Annotated in this window: 19 protein-coding genes; 10 read left to right on the top strand and 9 right to left on the bottom strand. The window is 33.2% G+C overall.

What is annotated here, in order from left to right:
- Positions 1–102 precede the first annotated feature (102 nt).
- From ribB to E9099_RS10005, 6 genes are all read left to right on the top strand, one after another.
- Complete coding sequence (gene ribB, locus E9099_RS10030) at positions 103–765, top strand: 3,4-dihydroxy-2-butanone-4-phosphate synthase (protein ID WP_136583488.1); 663 nt, start codon at positions 103–105, stop codon at positions 763–765.
- Entirely contained in the window at positions 766–1,341 is a 576-nt protein-coding gene (locus E9099_RS10025) for a Crp/Fnr family transcriptional regulator (protein ID WP_136583487.1), read from the top strand.
- A 328-nt stretch (positions 1,342–1,669) separates the two neighbouring features.
- A complete protein-coding gene (locus E9099_RS10020) occupies positions 1,670–4,990 on the top strand; it encodes a hypothetical protein (protein ID WP_136583486.1) in 3,321 nt (1,106 codons plus the stop codon).
- 339 nt (positions 4,991–5,329) lie between these two features.
- On the top strand, positions 5,330–6,127 hold the full coding sequence (locus E9099_RS10015) for a hypothetical protein (protein WP_136583485.1): 798 nt from the start codon (positions 5,330–5,332) through the stop codon (positions 6,125–6,127).
- Positions 6,128–7,497: 1,370 nt separating this feature from the next.
- On the top strand, positions 7,498–7,752 hold the full coding sequence (locus E9099_RS10010; RefSeq protein ID WP_136583484.1) for a hypothetical protein: 255 nt from the start codon (positions 7,498–7,500) through the stop codon (positions 7,750–7,752).
- A 5-nt stretch (positions 7,753–7,757) separates the two neighbouring features.
- A complete protein-coding gene (locus E9099_RS10005) occupies positions 7,758–8,030 on the top strand; it encodes a hypothetical protein (RefSeq protein ID WP_136583483.1) in 273 nt (90 codons plus the stop codon).
- Positions 8,031–8,228: 198 nt separating this feature from the next.
- Here E9099_RS10005 and argS read toward each other — a convergent pair whose 3' ends face one another.
- Positions 8,229–10,013, bottom strand: a complete 1,785-nt coding sequence (gene argS / locus E9099_RS10000; protein WP_136583482.1) for an arginine--tRNA ligase — start codon at positions 10,011–10,013, stop codon at positions 8,229–8,231.
- 317 nt (positions 10,014–10,330) lie between these two features.
- Here argS and E9099_RS19505 point away from each other — a divergent pair, with 317 nt between their 5' ends.
- A complete protein-coding gene (locus E9099_RS19505) occupies positions 10,331–10,489 on the top strand; it encodes an ATP-binding protein (RefSeq protein WP_240788879.1) in 159 nt (52 codons plus the stop codon).
- A gap of 46 nt (positions 10,490–10,535) precedes the next feature.
- Entirely contained in the window at positions 10,536–10,658 is a 123-nt protein-coding gene (locus E9099_RS19500) for a cell wall metabolism sensor histidine kinase WalK (RefSeq protein WP_240788990.1), read from the top strand.
- On the opposite strand, the gene ctlX is transcribed toward E9099_RS19500, so the two are convergent.
- Positions 10,644–11,576, bottom strand: a complete 933-nt coding sequence (gene ctlX / locus E9099_RS09990) for a citrulline utilization hydrolase CtlX (RefSeq protein WP_136583481.1) — start codon at positions 11,574–11,576, stop codon at positions 10,644–10,646. The genes E9099_RS19500 and ctlX overlap by 15 nt on opposite strands.
- A 274-nt stretch (positions 11,577–11,850) precedes the next feature.
- Here ctlX and E9099_RS09985 point away from each other — a divergent pair, with 274 nt between their 5' ends.
- Positions 11,851–12,156: a hypothetical protein gene (locus E9099_RS09985; RefSeq protein WP_136583480.1), complete on the top strand. Its 306-nt coding sequence runs from the start codon at positions 11,851–11,853 to the stop codon at positions 12,154–12,156.
- A 22-nt stretch (positions 12,157–12,178) separates the two neighbouring features.
- On the opposite strand, the gene E9099_RS09980 is transcribed toward E9099_RS09985, so the two are convergent.
- On the bottom strand, positions 12,179–12,739 hold the full coding sequence (locus E9099_RS09980) for a thioredoxin family protein (RefSeq protein ID WP_136583479.1): 561 nt from the start codon (positions 12,737–12,739) through the stop codon (positions 12,179–12,181).
- 117 nt (positions 12,740–12,856) lie between these two features.
- Here E9099_RS09980 and E9099_RS09975 point away from each other — a divergent pair, with 117 nt between their 5' ends.
- Positions 12,857–13,285 carry a hypothetical protein gene (locus E9099_RS09975; protein WP_136583478.1) on the top strand — a complete coding sequence of 143 codons (429 nt, stop codon included), beginning with the start codon at positions 12,857–12,859 and terminating at the stop codon, positions 13,283–13,285.
- A gap of 60 nt (positions 13,286–13,345) precedes the next feature.
- On the opposite strand, the gene E9099_RS09970 is transcribed toward E9099_RS09975, so the two are convergent.
- The 6 genes from E9099_RS09970 to porV all read right to left on the bottom strand — a co-directional run bounded on the left by E9099_RS09970 (position 13,346) and on the right by porV (position 19,574).
- Entirely contained in the window at positions 13,346–14,032 is a 687-nt protein-coding gene (locus E9099_RS09970) for an SDR family NAD(P)-dependent oxidoreductase (protein ID WP_136583477.1), read from the bottom strand.
- Entirely contained in the window at positions 14,033–14,986 is a 954-nt protein-coding gene (locus E9099_RS09965) for a M28 family peptidase (protein WP_136583476.1), read from the bottom strand.
- Between the two features lie 94 nt (positions 14,987–15,080).
- A complete protein-coding gene (locus E9099_RS09960) occupies positions 15,081–16,703 on the bottom strand; it encodes a pyruvate dehydrogenase complex dihydrolipoamide acetyltransferase (protein ID WP_136583475.1) in 1,623 nt (540 codons plus the stop codon).
- Between the two features lie 3 nt (positions 16,704–16,706).
- A complete protein-coding gene (gene pdhA, locus E9099_RS09955; RefSeq protein WP_136583474.1) occupies positions 16,707–17,708 on the bottom strand; it encodes a pyruvate dehydrogenase (acetyl-transferring) E1 component subunit alpha in 1,002 nt (333 codons plus the stop codon).
- A 100-nt stretch (positions 17,709–17,808) separates the two neighbouring features.
- Entirely contained in the window at positions 17,809–18,291 is a 483-nt protein-coding gene (gene cdd, locus E9099_RS09950) for a cytidine deaminase (RefSeq protein ID WP_136583473.1), read from the bottom strand.
- Between the two features lie 83 nt (positions 18,292–18,374).
- The gene (porV, locus tag E9099_RS09945; protein WP_136583472.1) at positions 18,375–19,574 is read right to left on the bottom strand and encodes a type IX secretion system outer membrane channel protein PorV; all 1,200 of its coding nucleotides are present in this window, start codon (positions 19,572–19,574) and stop codon (positions 18,375–18,377) included.
- Between the last annotated feature and the right edge of the window lie 20 nt (positions 19,575–19,594).

Raw genomic sequence — 19,594 nt, 5'->3', positions numbered from 1 at the left:
CAAACTACAATACTTAAAAAAAGTTCATTATTTGACTTACATCAAACAATTTGATCGAATACAACTTTAATTTTACATTTAAATTAATACTAAAAATTTAAAATGGCACTTACAGAATTAAAGACACCAGAAAGCATTGACACCACAAGTCAAGAACGTGTAGAAAACGCACTAAAACATATTCAAAATGGTCACGGCGTTATTTTAACTGATGATAAAAACAGAGAAAATGAAGGCGACTTAATATTCTCTGCGCACCATCTAACTAATGCTAATATGGCACTTATGATTAGAAAATGTAGTGGTATCGTTTGCCTGTGCTTAACTAATAAAAAAGCCGACATACTAGAACTGCCCTATATGGTAAAAGAAAACACAAGTAGCTTTCAAACCCCTTTCACTATTACTATTGAAGCAAAAAAAGGAGTCACCACAGGCGTATCGGCTAGTGACCGATTAAAAACCATCCAAGAAGCGTGCAAAGATAACGCAACAAGCAACGACTTAGCAAGACCAGGTCATATCTTTCCTTTACGCGCCCGTGACAATGGCGTGCTTGAAAGACAAGGCCATACTGAAGGTAGCGTAGACTTAATGAAACTGGCAGGTTTAAAACCAGAAGCCGTGCTGTGTGAATTAATGAACGACGACGGAACAATGGCTAAAACAGATACCATTATAGCCTTTGCTAAAGTCCATAATTTGATTGTCTTATCAATACAGGATATTATCCATTATCGTAAATTTGTGAGAGACTACAACTAAATGACAAACTACACAGCACTCACTAATTATATAAAGAAAAATATTACAATTGACGCTAAAGATTTAAAAGTCGTCTTATCTTATTTTAAATTGATTACAAAAAATAAGCATGACATTTTACTATCTAATGGAAAAAACAGTCAAGTTAGTTATTTTGTAAAAAAAGGATGTTTAAGACTCTTTTACATAGACGAGGAAGGCAAAGACATTACACGTTATATTGCTTTCGAGAATCAATTTGCTACAGAGTTGGTTAGCTTTATAACAGACGAACCCGCACAAGAAACCATTCAAGTGATTGAAAACAGCGAATTACTGTACATCACGCATGACGATTTTAGGCATTTAATGAAAACAATCCCGAAATGGAAAGAGTTTTACACCCTCTATTTAGAAAAAGCATACGTTAATAATTCAAAACGATTAATTTCATTTACCACGCTAGACGCAGCAGAAAGGTATAAACAATTATTTAAAATAAACCCAAATATTGTCAAACGTCTACCAAACAAAATAGTGGCGTCTTATATTAATATCTCACAAGAAACCCTAAGCAGAATAAAATCTAAAATCTGATTTTAAACTTAAAAAACGCTTTCAATTACTTGAAAGCGTTTTTTAATATAGGTAAATCTTAGGGTTTGGACACCTCTAATTTTTAATACGCTTAACAATTTGAAGATTTTACTTGTCGGCGTTATTAAAGTTATATTCTAAACACAACCCAACCTGCATTAAGCATAAAACACAATAAATCAATAATTTAAATTAAACAAATCTACGTAGTTCTACGTATAGTTTTTCTAGCAGAAATCATCTAACTTCGTTGAACGATTGATAAAAAAAATATTGACATCCTTTTTTATTAATCAAATATTGGGCTTCACGCTAAAAACACTCGAATATGAAATTTGAATTAAAAGAAATTAAAGACGCTTATAAAAGGCTGAAAACTTATATCTACTATGACAATACAGATATCATTTTAAGGCGAAAATTAGTTGAATTTGAGACTAACTTGACGAAAGATTTTAATTCATTATTCAGAGGAAGCGAAAAACCATACCAATTAGAAGATGAACTGAATATTTTTAAAAACGATTTTGGTGTACCTCAATCAATTGACAGTAAACTCCAAATCTTTACGGATGAACTGAATAACTTTCACAGCTCATCAGAATTTTTTGATTTTTTTCTCAATAAAATAGATGCACATATCTATCCGAAAAAATATGAGAAAACTGAAATAGCAGATAATTTCATTACAAATCAAAGAGTTGAGAAAGAATATCCAATAAATCGACTCACAGCTTTTATAGACGCTCCAATCGAAATACACTTGTTGTCTGTTCTTTGGACTATAAATTATGGTGTTCAAATTGACTCTAAACTTGGAGACAATTGTATTGGGAATCGATTATTACTTAGTAAGGATAAAAAAACTATTGTTCACGGCTCTGGTTTATTTAAACCCTATTTTAAACAATATCAAAAATGGAGAGACGACTCTGTAAATGTTGCTCAGGAATTAATAAAAAACGAAAGGGATGTTCTTTTTCTCAATTTAGATGTTAAAGATTATTTCCATTCTGTAAGAATACCAAATGATTTAATTTACAGTGATAATAAAACTCATTATAATGCAGCTCATAATAATTTAAACAGGTTGTTTTTAAAAATTCATCATATTTATACAGAGAAAATTTCAGTAGAATATCAACAACCTTATAATTTCTCAAATGAATTAGAACGCAATGAAGAAAATGAACTCCAAGAATTTATATTGCCTATAGGTCTTTTATCATCTTTCGTACTTGCAAATGATTATTTAAAAGATTTTGATAAAAGAATAGTAGAAAAATACAAACCTGCATATTACGGAAGATATGTTGATGATATTTTACTAGTTCTTGCAGACCCAAATCCAAATTCAAACAATGAAGAAGTAAATGAAGAATTTAAATTTTCATTTAATGATTACAAGAAAAGGATTAAGAAGAAATATAACCGTACAAACGGTATTCATTATAAAATCACCTTTGAGGAAGATACTCTTAATAAAATTGAGAAATATATTATTTCAAATCTTAGCCCATTAATAAACCTTGTTGATTCTCCTTTTTCCAAAAATTCAAGTAATTCAAGTAATTCAAGTAATTCTAAAGGAAGAGTTTTTAAAATAAATGGGAAGAAGTCATTGTTCTGCCAAAGTGAAAAAACACTTCTTTACTACTTTGATTCGGAAGCATCAGATATGGTAATAAATAAATTGAAGAGAGAGTTAGAAGAAAGAACTAGTGAGTTTCGGGATTTACCAAGCCACGACAATTCATTAGGGGAATTTGAATCAAGTGCGTATCATTTAGATTACAATGGAACAGAAGGGAAAATTAAAACCCTACAAGATTATAAAGAAAACAGATATGGTTTGACTTTATTTCTTTCCAATCAAATATTTAGTTCATTAAATCACGAACGAAGTATTTCTGAGAAAGAAAAAAATCAAGTTCTTAAATTTTTCAAAGGCTCTACTTGTCTCGAATTTTATCGTTTATGGGAAAGAGTTTTTACTTATTTTTTAGTCAATAAAGAACCTAAATCGTATATCGATTTTTATATTCATTGCGCTGAACAAATTGATAAAATTGGTAAAATTGGTAAAAAAGATATTAATTTTATAGAAAACACTAAGGTCGAATATAGCCTTGTTCAAAAGTCTATGGCTGAGTATTTAGATTGTGCTCACGAATTAACTATTTCATTGAATCCAATGTTTTTAAATCAAAGTAGAGATATTGAACGTCATTTTGAATTCAAAACAATTGAACTATCAAATTCTCTTTTAGTTTATTATTTGAATAACAACGAAATAACGAAATCAAATTCAGTTTGGCAGAATAGGTTTAGAGAAACAAATATGATTAGGCATCAATATGTTTCTACTCCACTATTAAACTATACAAAAGATTCTAAAAGAGGATTTAGTAATTTACTAAAACTTCAACTCGATATTGAGTCTTATGAGTTAGATGAAAACCTTATAGAAAATTCTCCAAGACCAATAAAATTCTGGGAATGTTGTTTTGCTTCTACTTTTACAGAGTTGTCTAAATTCGACAAATCAGAATGTAAAGAAAAAAATGGATATCCCTTAACAGATATATTAGGGCCTAAAATAAAAAATGATAAGGAAGAGTATTATTTAGATTATGCTTTTGATATTTATCTAAAAGGGAATACAAATCATTTACCTCATTACATTTTAAATGATAAAGAATTAAAATCAAGTTTCTATAATTTGGTGAATAGAGACGATAATTTGGGAGACCAAAATCAAATAAAGGAATTTCGAATTAATTCTAAAGATAAAATTGAGGAGCCTAGTATTTCATTTGCGAATACCGAAGTAACAGAAAACAATATTGTCAAAGGCGTTAGAAATGAACCAAATTTATCTATTGAAAGATACCAACGTCTAGCTTTAATTTTAAATCAAGCCAGAAAAGAAAACTCAGATATTGTCTTATTTCCTGAGTTTTTTATCCCAATAAACTTACTACCTAGTTTAGCCCGTTATTCGCAAAAAAATCAAACTCTTGTAATCTCTGGACTAGAACATATTGTTTCTAATAAAACCGCTTTTAATTTTGTGGCTACTATACTTCCAGTAGAAGTAAATGGAATTAAAGATGCTACCATAGTTTTCAGACTCAAAAATCATTATGCTCCAGTTGAAGAACATTTAATTTCTCAAAATCATTTAAGTGTACCAAAGCCCAGCATAAGCAGATATGATATTTTCAATTGGAAAAACATCTACTTTTCAGTATTCTACTGTTTTGAATTAGCAGATTTAGAACATAGAAGCTTACTGAGAAGTAAAATTGATTTACTTATCGCACTAGAATGGAACAAAGACACTCCATATTTCTCAAATATAATTGAAGCAAGCGCAAGAGATTTACATTGCTATGTCGCTCAGGTCAATACCAGCCAATTTGGAGACACTAGACTAACCCAACCAACAGAAACAGCTACAAAGGATTTATTGCGATTGAAAGGCGGTACAAATGACGCTATACTTGTTTCAAAATTGAAGATTCCAAAATTAAGAGAGTTTCAACGCAAAAAATTCTCTGTTTCAAATAAAAACTTTAAACCTTTACCACCGAATTTTTCGATTGAGGAAGTTTTGAAAAGAATTAAAAACGAAAATATTAACTAAAAAAGTACGAAAGCTCGACAACAGATAAAGAATAATGATTTATGAGTTAAAAAAAGATAACTAAGATTATTAACAATTTGAAAAAAGCAGAGCTTAAAGTGACATTTACTACTGCACAAAACAAACCCCAAAAACTACTCAAATCATGACACTAACACACACACAAAACTAAATACTTTCGCATAGCATTCCCAATAGTTTTAGACAACTGCACTTTAAATTTAATTAGCCTTAATTTTCTGCTTTCCAAAAATTACGAGCAATTAAGAAAACAATTAGGCATTAATTTAGTCATCCCAAAATAACATATCTTTAGGGCGATCTATAACTTATACCATAATGCAAAAAACAATACGCTCTTTTTCTATTTTAGTAGTCTTACTTTTCACTATAACCAGTTGTAAACACAAGGAAGACATAGACCAATCGGACAATAAAATAAAAAATGAAGTCTTAGTATTAGGTACAATCCACGGAGGTCACCTTACCGATAGTGTTTACACTACAGCTTATTTAAAAAAAATAGTCACTAACATCAATCCAGATTATATACTCACTGAGATTCCTCCAAATCTTTTTAAAACAGCTATGGACGGATTTAAAAGAGATGATAGTATTTCGGAACCTCGCACGATGCGCTTTCCAGAATATGTGGATGTTATATTTCCATTATCAAAAACCATGGGATTTGAAATTATTCCAACAGCTGGATGGACAAGATCTATGGCTACAGCGCGTGGCGAACAATTAAGAGCGATTAGACAAGATACGTCTAGAATAAAGGATTGGGCCCAATATGTAAAAGGGAATAACCTTTCGGATTCAATATACAAAGCTAGTGGTAAAGTCAATGATCCCTATTTTATACATACTAACACTTATGACAGTATTCAAGATATAGCATTACAGCCTTATAACAAATTGTTTAATGACGAGCTTGGTCTTGGTGGTTGGGAAAATATTAATATCGCACATTATTGGAATATTGAAAAGGCATTAGAAAAACACCGCTATCAAGGAAAACGAATACTAATTACGTATGGTGCCGGACATAAAGGTTGGTTTTTAAGAGAATTACGCAAACGTGAAGATATTCAAATATTAGAAATGTCTCCCTTCTTGGAGGCTATTCAATAACGTATATCATAAGGGCGCTTTGCTTTTCTAAAAAAGGAATACGACTGTTCTTACAGCTTTAGATCGTTAGCTTAGTTGTGTTATAAATTATTTTACTTTAAAATAGTTCTCGATACAATTTGCTCATGCTTCACAAATCACTCGAACTGACGGGATGTGCTGACTCGGCTGCATGTGTGTTTGTTTGTTTGCTTGTTTGTTTGTTTGTTTGTAATGCAAACTCTAATCTATTTTAACCTTTAATAGTTTTCAATTAAACCGCATGAGTGCTCACGTATCGTCAGTTCGAGTGTTTATTTTTGAAGTGACAACGTAAAAGATAAATGTATCGAGAACTTCATCTTTTTTTTTAAAAATCGCTTCACGTTTAAGGTAAACGCTTCTACTTACTCAAATGAGTAACTACGTCTTATTAACTTCTAAATAGTTCTCGACACCATTTGCTCATGCTTCACAAATCACTCGAACTGACGGGATGTGCTGACTCGGCTGTGTGTGTGTGTGTGTGTGTGTGTGTGTGTGTAATGCAAACTCTAATCTATTTTAACCTTTAATAGTTTTCAATTAAACCGCATGAGTACTCACGTATCGTCAGTTCGAGTGTTTATTTTTGAAGTGACAACGTAAAAGATACATGTATCGAGAACCTCATCTTTTTTTAAATCGCTTCACGTTTAAGGTAAACGCTTCGACTTACTCAAATGAGTAACTACAGCTTATTAACTTCTAAATAGTTCTCGATACCATTTGCTCATACTTCACAAATCACTCGAACTGACGGGATGTGCTGACTCGGCTGTGTGTGTGTGTGTGTAATGCAAGCTCTAAGCTATTTTAACCTTTCATAGTATTCAATTAAACCACAGGAGTGCTCACGCATCGTCAGTTCGAGTGTTTATTTTTGAAGTGACAACGTAAAAGATAAATGTATCGAGAACTTCACCTTTTTTTTAAATCGCTTCACGTTTGAGGTAAACGCTTCTACTTACTCAAATGAGTAACTACAGCTTATTAACCTCTAAATAGTTCTCGATACAATTAATTTGCTCATGCTTAACAAATCACTCGAACTGACGGGATGTGCTGACTCGGTTGTGTGTGTGTGTGTGTGTGTGTGTGTGTTATGCAAACTCTAATCTATTTTAACCTTTCATAGTATTCAATTAAACTACATGAGTGCACACGCATCGTCAATTCGAGTGTTTATTTTTGAAGTGACAACGTAAAAGATACATGTATCGAGACCCTCATCTTAAAAATAAAATATGAATGGTTATCAAAATACACATACAGCTTTTCTAACAAAATTTAATTAAATTCGTTTAACGATTGAAAAAGATATTGAGCATAAACTAAAAAACAACTCAGTAATGAAAGAACAAGAAATATTAAGGGAACAGATTTCGGAAATAGTAAAAAACCAACTAAAAAACAATGATCCTCCGGAAACAAAAATCGTATATAAACAGTTACTACAAACTGGATTTACAGACGCCCAAACTAAACAAATGATAGAGCAGTGTGTGACTCTTGAATTGTTTGAAATTATTCAAATGGGAAAAACGTTTGATAATGACAGGTATATAAAAAATTTAAAAAACTTACCAAACGAACCTATCGAATAAAAATCATGACAATAGAACTAACAAAAGAGGAATACAAAACCTTATTAACCTTAACCTTTTGTGGAGAATGGATGATAAACAGCCATAAAACAGAAGTTGACCGTATCTCAAAAAAAACGGAAACATTAGAACAAAAATTATTCGCCTTTGCTAAAGACGCTGGCTTAAAAAAATGGATAGAATATGATCTTGAAATGGAACAATATTTTCCGACTGCAGACATGGAAAATGAATTACACACCTTTATTGACCAATATAACTCAAGAGAAGAAGAATAAATATAAACTATTGTACCTCTAAATAGTTCTCGATACAATTAATTTGCTCACGCTTCACAAACCACTCGAACTGACGGGATGTGCTGACTCGGTTGTGTTACATATTCTAACAAACACTACGCTTCGTTAAAAAATAATCAACAAAAAAAACGCTTTCAAATAATTGAAAGCGTTTTTTAATATCGTAAAATTTTAAACTTACATACGTTCTGGCACTGCCACACCTAATAAGCTAAAAGCATTTTTTATAGTATTTGCAACTGCATGAGATAACTGTACTCTAAATATAATTTCATTTTGAGTATTTGCACCTAGTATAGACACATTTTGATAAAAGCTATTAAAGGCTTTTACCAGATCGTAAGTATAATTTGCGATTAATGCTGGACTATGATTAGTTGCTGCTTGTTGGATAACCTCCGGAAATAATTGCAACTGCTTGATTAACTCACGCTCCTTATCTTCTAACGTTACTTGATCCGCACTTAGCGTTACCGTAGTGTCTACTCCTGCTTTACGTAAGATAGATTGGATTCTAGCATACGTATACTGTATAAAAGGTCCTGTATTACCCTGAAAATCGATTGAATCCTTTGGATCAAACAAAATACGTTTTTTAGGGTCTACTTTTAAAATGTAATATTTTAAAGCTCCTAAACCAATCGTTTTATATAAGTCTGTTTTTTCCTGATCTGTATACCCTTCTAATTTCCCTAAATCTTCAGATATGGTTTTTGCGGTGTCTGCCATTTCGACAATTAAATCATCGGCATCTACAACAGTCCCTTCTCTACTCTTCATTTTTCCTGATGGTAAATCGACCATACCATAACTTAAATGAAATAGATTTTTAGCCCAATCAAATCCTAACTTTTTAATAATTAAAAACAGCACTTGAAAATGGTATTCTTGCTCATTACCCACCGTATAAACCATTCCGCCAACATCTGGATAATCTTTAACACGTTGGATAGCTGTTCCTATATCTTGCGTCATGTACACTGCTGTTCCGTCAGAACGTAGTACAATTTTTTCGTCTAAACCATCGGCAGTTAAATCGCACCAAACCGATCCATCTTCTTTTTTAAAGAACACACCTGATTTTAAACCTTCGGCAACAAACTCTTTACCCAAAAGGTAGGTTTGACTTTCGTAATACAAATTATCAAAATCAACCCCTAGGTTATTATAAGTTTCTTCAAACCCTTTATATACCCATCCATTCATGGTTTCCCATAATGTTACAACGTCTTTATCTCCTGCTTCCCACTTTTGAAGCATGTGTTGTGCGGCAACTAAAATTGGCGCTTCTTTTTTAGCCTCATCTTCGGTTTTACCCTCAGTTATTAAAGTTGCAATTTCCTTTTTATATTCTTGATCAAATTTAACGTAGTAATTACCAACTAATTTGTCACCTTTTAATCCTGTAGATTCAGGAGTTTCGGCATTTCCAAAACGTTGCCAAGCCAACATACTTTTACAAATATGTATCCCTCTATCGTTTATAATTTGTGTTTTATATACTTTTTTACCGGACGCTTTAATTATTTCGGCCACACTGTACCCTAATAAATTGTTTCGGATGTGTCCAAGGTGTAATGGTTTGTTTGTGTTTGGCGAAGAATACTCTACCATAACGGCTTTATTTTCCGCGGAAGCGTCAACAAAACCAAACGTTTCTTGCTCCTTAATACTATTAAAATAGTTTACAAAATAGGACGCCTGAATCTCTAGATTTAAAAACCCTTTAACCACATTAAACCCTTCGACTTCGGTGACGTTTTCTAACAAATAATTACCAATAGCCTCTCCTATTTGCACAGGATTACCTTTAACCACCCTTAGCATTGGAAAAACCACCACTGTAATATCTCCAGCAAACTCTTTACGTGTTGCTTGAAACTCTACCGCTGGTAAATCTGCGCTATAAATGGATTTTACTGCTTGTTTAACGTGTTGCTCTAAGGTATTTTGAAGACTCATTTGTTGTATTTTTGAAAGCGCAAATATAGTATTTATTGTATGAAAACAGTAGATTTAATCCTGCTTATTAGTACCAATTATAATAACTTATAAATAAAACTGTGGCTTTTTTAAGCGGTAAATAAAACGCGTGATTAAAGTCAAAAAACAATAAATAACAAAAATAGGTTTAGCTGAAATGATTTGTTTTGAAACTAAAATGAATGACAAACAAGGCAACATCATCAAAATTATTACTGTCTTAAAAAACAAACTAAATTTTACAATCTATTTATTATATTAATGCGAATACTAAATTAAAGAATAACCACGGTATAATGCAAAACCTACTGGCTAATGTTGTCAAGTTATGTAATAGAGGCGATAGCATTACCATGTCTAATACAATGAATAATAAGAAAGTGCTACTTAGCATCTCCCATACAGGTGTTGGAATAGATAAAGCTAATCAAGCTAAGCTATTTGAAGATAATTAATAAAGAAAAAGGGACTGGCTTAGGACTGACTATTTGTAAAGAATTAGTGACACTAAATAAGGGCACTATTTGGGTAGACAGCCAGTTAAATATAGGGAGCACTTTTTATGTAGAACTCCCTAAAAATAAGATTTACACTGATGATAAATTAATCTTATGCCTTTGGTAGAAAAACCTCAGCCATCATACAGCGCGCACTTCCACCACCACAAGTCTCAATAGTCTCTAAACTACTTGATAAGATTGGGCAATGTGCTTCAATATCTGCTTTTTGAGCTGGTGTTAAACTATCATGAGCCGCTTGACTCATTACTAAATACAATACCTCATCTTTTCCTTTTAACTGTAACATATTACCTGCAAATTGATTCATTTGCTGCTCTGTAATAGTAATTACCTTTTTACCTGTGTCTTTTAAATGAGACAACACATTTTTACGCTCCTTTTTATCGTCAATCGTATCTAAACAAATAACCGCAAAGGTTTCTGCTAAACACATCATGACATTAGTATGATAAATTGGTAAACGTTTATCTTCTACCGTTTGGTTTGCTGTAAAAACTACTGGTGTATATTCAAAATCCTCACAGAATTCTATAAATAAATCCTCATCCGCTCTTGGTGATAATGCACAATACGCAATACTATTAGCTCTATCTAATAATAAACTGCCTGTACCTTCCAAAAACACACCTTCTTCTTCCGCCGATGTGTAATCCGTAATATTATTAATTTTATAACCTTCTTTTTCTAATCTAACAAAAATAGCTTCACGTCTTTCTTTTCTTCTGTTTTCTGCAAACATCGGATACATCGCAACATCTCCATTTTGATGAAAACTAACCCAGTTATTTGGAAAAATAGAATCCGGTGTATCTACAGATATATCATCATTTTCTACAATAACAGTAACACCAACAGCTCTTAATTTTTCTACAAACGCATCAAATTCTTCTTGTGCTTTTGTATTAATTTCTGCATTTTTAATATTAATATCTTCCTGAAAATAATTATTAACTGCAGTTTGCTCGTTCATCCTGAAATTTACAGGGCGAATCATTAATATGGTGTTTGTTGTTTGCTTCATTTTCTTGATTTTTGACAAAAGTAAATTAATTTAAAATGACTTTCATTTAAAAAATTAAGTAAATTGAAATCTCAAATCAAAGGCATATGGAATTTGTACAGCACTATTTACAAAGTGAACGCTTACTAGGTTTAAGTGCAGGAATTATTGGATTATTATCCATGGCAACTGGCGCTATATTTTACATTAGTAAACCCCAGTTTAAAATATTTGCGATAACACTGCTTATCTTAGGTCTAATAGAAGCTAGTCTTTTTATAACTGTTATTTTTTTGTGAATAACCAAGCTAATGTTACACGTAAAATAGACCATTTTGAAGAGGATACTATTGCTTATTTACAAGCAGACAAAATTGTCGTTGACAAAAATTTGAACTCCTTTTTTATACTAAAATTAATTTATGGCATTGTATTTATGGCTTTAGCTATCGTCCTTTCTAAACTAAATTTAAAGCCAATCTATTTTGGCATTTTCACCGCCGTAATGATTCACTTAGCTGTAGCCATTGTGATTGATACTTTTGGAGAGCGTTATACTAAAGCATACAAAGCTAGCATCGAGCAGGCATTACAACTATAGGCACATTACAAAAGCGTATTAATTAGTCTTTTTTCCATTTAATACCACAACCCATACTGGGTTTTTGTTCCGCTAACGGTTGGGCCTTATCTAAAACAGCCTCCATTGCTTTTATCAAATCTATACCAGTCACTGGTATACCATTCCCAGGTCTAGACGTATCTAACTGACCATGATAGGTCGCTTTTAATTGGCTATCAAAAAGATAAAAATCAGGAGTACAAGCAGCATCATAAGCTTTAGCCACGTCTTGAGTAGCATCATACAAATAAGGGAAAGGGTAGTTTAAATCCTTGGCTAACTGCTTCATTTTATCGGGACCATCTTGTGGATAATTTTCCACATCATTACTACTTATCGCAATAAAGTTGATTCCTTTTTGTTGATAGGTATTTGCTAACGCAACCAATATCTCATTAATATGAATCACAAAAGGACAATGATTACATATAAACATAATTACAGTCCCTTTTTCTCCTTTAAGAGCATTCAAACTAAGCTCTTCTTCCGTTACGGTATTAAATAATAAAAATTGGGGAGCAGTGACGCCTAATGTTATTGGGTTAGAAGATGTTAAAGCCATAGGTAAAATGTTAAAAAGATAAATTAAAGCTAGCGAATTGTTTGGATTACACCTAAAAAAGTGGTTTCTTGTCAAAACCCATAACGGACTTCTAAACAAACAACCTACTAATTAACAATGAGATACGCTATTATTCTCCTGTTTGCACTGTGTTTAAATACAATTCATGCGCAACAAAATGTCGACAAAAATACAAATCCTATCGATTACTTACAAGTAACGCAATACGGACAACATCATCATCTTCTGACTATCCAAAACAAAATAGATTCCGAAAAAGATGTTATCCAAATCAATTATAATTTTGCGACCAATATCTCTAAAAAGTCTAAATGCTTACAACCTAAAAAGAGTCCTGTTTTATTTTTATACAATACAAATCCAAGTATCAATAAAAGCACCCAGCCTTTTAAGTTAGCAACTAACATAAAAAAGATCTACAGAATAAGAGACAATAAGCAATTAATACAAATTATTAGAGTCTTTGAGTACAATGTTTTTCCTGAAAATCGCTTTATAATTACTGAAGCTTATGCTGCTCTCTAGCGCAAATAAACTAAATACTATAAAAAAGCAGCTGATTTATAAATCAGCTGCTTTTTTTATTTACGGGGTAGAACTAGAGACTTGTAATAGTTTACCATTATACAGTTGCTGTCCTGTTAAAGCAAAATTGGCCATATAATCGGCCATTTGTTTTGCTGTATTAGGTGCTTCATAACCAGGGAAAGCTTCCTCTAACATCTCTGTTTGCACTGCTCCTAAAGCCAACACATTAAATGAAGGCCCAGTTTCTTTATACTCTTCCGCTAAAAGCTCTGTAAGCGTTATTACAGCTCCTTTACTAGAACTATAAGCAGACAATCCTGCAAACTTCATACTACCCTGTACACCGCCCATTGAACTAACTGTAACAACGTGACCGTCTTTGTTCATAAACGGAAGGACTGTTCTTGTCATCTCTGCGACTCCAAAAACGTTAGTACGATACACGGTTTCAAACGCTTCCATAGTCGTCTCCGCAAAAGGTTTATTTAATAGTGTTCCTGCATTATTTATTAAGACATCAACATGTTTCCACTCGTCTTTAACAAAATCAGCAACTTTTTTATAATCCTCCTGATTTCCTAAATCAAAAGCAAAAGATGTTATGTTATCAAAATGAAGATTGTTTACGGGTTGTGCATTTCTAGACAAGGCTAATACATTATGTCCTTGATTAGCAAAAATATGCACTAACTCGAAACCAATACCACGACTAGTACCTGTTATAATTATATTTTTAGCTTTCATTTAATTTAATTTGATTTCTTGTGTTTCTGCATTTGTCATTTTCTCTATAACTGGAGCCAATGTGTTTATTAAGTTAGTCATGAAAGGATAATCTAATTGATCCACCTCATCATTAACATGGTGATAAAAATCAAAGTTAGTTAAGTCGCAAGACGATACTGTATGACTTGGGACATTAAAAGCTTCATAAAAAGCATAATTATCCGACCGTTTAAACAAGCTATATTTTGCTGCAACATCAGAGAATCCTACAAATTTTTCTCCAGCATAAGTATTCATCACTTCCGCCAGATTAGATTTATCATAACCGGTTATAAATGCCTGATAGTCTCTATCCTTAAATGGCACACCAATCATCTCTAAATTAATCATGGTATATACATTAAGATCAGCTTCTTTTAAACGTTTTGCTAAATGTTTTGATCCTATTAATCCTTTCTCCTCAGCCGAAAAAGTAACAAACAACAAACTTCTTTTATTGCTTTTTTTAGCGCCAAAGTATTTTGCCATAGCTAAAACGCCGCTTGTTCCTGCAGCATTATCGTTTGCACCATTAGCAATACTATCATTTTCTACGGTAGTAATTTGTCCAATATGATCGTAATGCGCACCGATAACAATATATTCATTTTTTAAATCTGCATCAGTACCTTCCAAATATCCAACCACATTAAAAGCGTCTAAATCGCCTACTTTAAAATTGTCACGATACGTCTCAAAATAAGGTTTGACTCCATAAGATTTTAGTTTAGACTCTACAAAAGTAGCTGCTTCGGCAATACCTGGACTTCCTACGTCTCGACCTTTTAAATCATCGGAAGCCAAGTAACCCACGATATCTTTTATTTCTTGCGTGGTTACTGTATACTCTTCTGTTTTTAAAGGCTCACTGACTTTAGTCTTACAAGACACTAAAACAGTAAAAACAGATACTAATAAAATTATTTTTTTCATTTGAATGGATTTGAGTTTAAAGATAAAAAAATCCCAAATCAATTATATTGAAATGGGATTTTATATGATTTTTAATTCCGCTAAAGCGAAACTATTATACTAACATCGTTACTGGATTTTCAATATATCCTTTTAATGTTTGAAGGAATTGAGATCCTGTCGCACCATCTACCGTTCTGTGGTCACAAGCTAGTGTTAACTTCATTGTGTTACCCGCTACAACTTGACCATTTTTAACTACTGGTTTTGCTACAATAGCACCAACAGATAATATTGCCGAGTTAGGTTGATTTATAATAGATGTAAAGCTTTCGATACCAAACATTCCTAAATTAGAAATAGTAAACGTACTACCTTCCATCTCGTCTAAAGATAATTTTTTCTTTCTAGCACGTCCTGCAAAGTCTCTGACCGCTGCACCAATTTGAGGTAAAGACTGCTCATTAGCAAACTTTACAACTGGTACAAGCAATCCGTCTTCTACAGCAACCGCTACTCCAATATGTACGTGATTATTTAATCTCATTTTATCATCAAACCACTGTGAGTTAACTTGCGGATGTTGACGTAATGCTAAAGCACAAGCTTTAACAATCATATCGTTAAATGAAATTTTAGTATCTGGAATAGAGTTATACTGCGCTCTAAATGCCATAGCATTATCCATATCAAACTCCACATTTAAGTAGTAATGAGGTGCTGTAAACTTAGACTTCGCTAAGTTTTTAGCAATTGCTTTACGCATTTGCGAGTTAGGTTTCTCATCAAAATCTTCTTGTCCTGAAGCTACAAATTTAGCCACTGGCGCAGAAGATTGTGCTACTACTGCAGCTGGAGTAAAGTTTTCAATATCGCGTTTTACAATACGTCCGTTTTCTCCTGATCCCTTCACCTGAACTAAATCGATTCCTTTTTCTTCAGCCATTTTTTTAGCTAAAGGCGATACAAATATACGTCCTGTTGCTGTATTTGTATTTTGTACTGGAGGTGCTGAAACTGTTTTAGTCTCTTGCTTTGGTGTTTCCGTTTTAACTGCTGTTGTTTTTGGAGACTCTTCTGTTTTAGCAGCATCATTTACTGAAGCTTTAAAGCTTTTGGCAATACCTGAAACCTCTGTTCCTGCAGGGCCAATAATAGCTAATAAAGCATCAACCTTAGCAGAATCACCTTCTCCTAATCCAATATATAATAACGTACCAGACTGGAACGATTCAAATTCCATTGTGGCTTTATCTGTTTCGATTTCAGCTAAAATATCACCTTCCTCTACTACATCTCCTACTTTTTTCAACCAAGTAGCAACAGTACCTTCTTCCATGGTATCACTTAACCTTGGCATAGTAACAACGACTACTCCTTCTGGAAGTGTTTCTGATTCTGAAGTTGCCTCATCAGCACTTGATGCCTCTTCTTCTTTCTCTTCAGTAGCTTCCTCTTGTTTATCCTCAGCACCGCTTAATAATGCTGAAACATCTTCACCTTCTTCACCAATTATAGCTAAAAGTTGATCGACTTTAGTGGTTTCTCCTTCTTGAACACCGATATATAATAAAGTCCCTTCGTGAAAAGATTCAAACTCCATTGTTGCTTTATCAGTTTCGATTTCTGCAAGAATGTCGCCTTCTTCAATTTTATCTCCTACTTTTTTCAACCAAGCAGCGACAGTCCCTTCTTCCATGGTGTCACTTAAACGTGGCATATTTATAATTTCCGCCATAGCTTATTTTATTTTGTGGTCTATAAATGGATAATCTTCTTGATCGTAAACAACATCGTACATCACATTTTTATCTGGATATGGCGATTCGTCTGCAAATTTCTCACACTCTGCAACTAAGTCTTTCACACGCTTGTCGATAACTTTAAGTTCATCTTCAGTTGCGTACTCTTCTGCAAGAATAATATCTTTTACTTGCGTAATAGGATCTAATTTCTTGTATTCTTTAACTTCGTCTTTTGTTCTATAATGCTGTGCATCAGACATTGAATGTCCTCTGTAACGGTATGTTTTAACTTCTAAAAACGTTGGTCCATCACCACGACGTGCACGTTGTATTGCCTCATCAAATGCTTCAGCAACTTTAATTGGATTCATCCCATCGACAGGTCCACAAGGCATTTCATAACCTAAACCTAGTTTCCAGATATCCGTATGGTTCGCTGTACGTGCTACAGACGTCCCCATGGCGTATCCATTGTTCTCGCAAACAAAAACAACTGGTAACTTCCAAAGCATCGCTAAGTTAAACGTCTCATGTAAAGACCCTTGACGTGCTGCTCCATCACCGAAACAACAGATAGTAACACCATCTACACCATGAAACTTATCTCCAAAAGCAATACCTGCTCCTAAAGGGATTTGACCTCCAACGATACCATGTCCTCCATAAAAACGGTGCTCTTTAGAAAATATATGCATAGAACCACCTAAACCTTGAGAGGTTCCTGTCGCTTTTCCAAATAATTCTGCCATAACACGTTTTGGATCGACACCCATACCAATTGGTTGTACGTGATTACGATATGCGGTAATCATTTTATCCTTTGTTAAGTCCATTGCATGTAAAGCTCCTGCTAATACAGCTTCTTGACCATTATACAAATGAAGAAAACCTCTAACTTTTTGTTGAATGTAGACAGCTGCAAGCTTATCTTCAAACTTTCTCCAAAATAGCATGTCTTCATACCATTTTATATACGTTTCTTTTGTTACTTTTTGCATTGGTGATGTTTGGTTTTTTTTTAATCTAATAACAAAAGTAACACTTTAGTTATTAACGAAAAAACTGAAAATAGTTATTTTTATTACGAAAACGATATAGTTATAGTGCTGATTTGTCAAAAAGTAGTGGCAGTAAGTTTCCTAACGAATTTGAACGCACAACTTTACCTGTTTCTCCCATAAAATATAATTCTATTGGCGTGTCTTGTTTAACTTCATATTCTGCAATAGCTTGACGACATGCTCCACAAGGTGGTATTGGCGTTAAAGTAGGATGCAATTGCGACCCCGCAATTATAGCCATTTTTACAAATTTTGCTTTTGGGTATTTTGCACCAGCATAATAAATAGCGGTACGCTCTGCACATAACCCTGACGGATATGATGCATTTTCTTGATTACTACCGGTAATTACTTCTCCATTATCTAATAACAATGCAGCGCCTACACTAAATTTTGAATACGGTGCATAAGCCTTCTGTCTTGCTTCTGATGCTTGACTCATTAAAGCCTGAAGCTCTTCAGATAACTCCTTAATATTGTCAAAGACTTGCAATGTGGTTTCTATTTTTACTTCCTTCATAAATTAAATATACGTAACTATTTAAGACAAAAAAACTATTGCTTTCACAATAGTCTTTTTTTTTGATTTTAAGTCATTCTATTTTAAAACTCTTTATACGTTCCTGCTCCTAAATTAAAGGTTAAAGAAAAACGCAATGTACTTTCTAATGGACTCTGTACTTGTGACGCAGAGAATAAATAAGATAAATCAACATTTATAACATTGTATTTAAAACCAGCACCTAAAGCAAAAAACTTACGTGCTCCTTTTGTCTCGTGTTCATTAAAATACCCCGCTCTAAAAGCAAAAGAATCTTGATAAGTATACTCGGCACCTAAAGCATAAGTAAATTCTTGTATCTCTTCTTTAAATCCGCCCGGAGCATCCCCAAAAGATTGAAATACACCTGATAAAAATGGTACATCAGGATCTTGTCCTGACACAATATATGTTGGCTCATCTGCATCCTGAACGCCATCCTCATCTGTATCATCAAAACCTAAAAGCGGTGGTGTTGGCACTAATAACTTAGAAAACTCTGCAGTAACTCCTACCGTATTATATTGATCCAATATAAAGTCAAAACCAACCCCTAATCTAAGGTTTGTTGGTTGAAAATTTTCTTGACCTTCTTCATCATACTTAAATTTAGGACCTAAATTTTGAATAGCGAATCCACCTCTCCAACGACCATTAAAATCGTTATAAGCTTCTTCTTCTCCTTGATAATACCCTGTAATATCTGCCCCAAAACTACTGGCAGCTGTAGCATCTGTATCGCCAGTTTGTAATTTTAAATCAGATCTTAAATATCTTAATCCAACAGCCATACCAAATTGATCACTTAATCTTAAAGCATAGGAGACATCTAAGGTTAACTCATTAGGTTTTTGCACTACTGGTGTAGAAAACTCATCTTGAACAAATTCAATTTCTCCTAAAGAAAAATATCTAAATCCAACTCCAAAAGCACTATTCTCGTCTATTCTATTAAAATATGAAACCGACGCTAATCCTATATCGTTTACCAACTTACTTAAGTATGGTGTATAACTAAGTGTTATTCCTGACTTATTAGTATTAAATACATTTTTTGAAGCATTCCAAAATTGAGAATATCCATCTGGAGATGTAGCGACTCCCATGTCTCCTAAACCTGCAGCTCTCGCGTCTGGCGCTATTAAAGCAAAAGGAATCCCTGTTGTAATTACACGTGAATCATTAGGGTTTGTTATTGTCGTTTGCGATAGTCCTTTAAGAGATAAAAAGAAAGCTACAGCTATTAGAATTTTATTTTTCATGCATCAATTTTAGTTAACAA

Origin of the sequence: Psychroserpens sp. NJDZ02 (assembly GCF_004843725.1) — a bacterium.
Taxonomy (GTDB): Bacteria; Bacteroidota; Bacteroidia; order Flavobacteriales; family Flavobacteriaceae; genus Olleya.
This window is presented reverse-complemented; position numbering and strand designations above follow the sequence as displayed.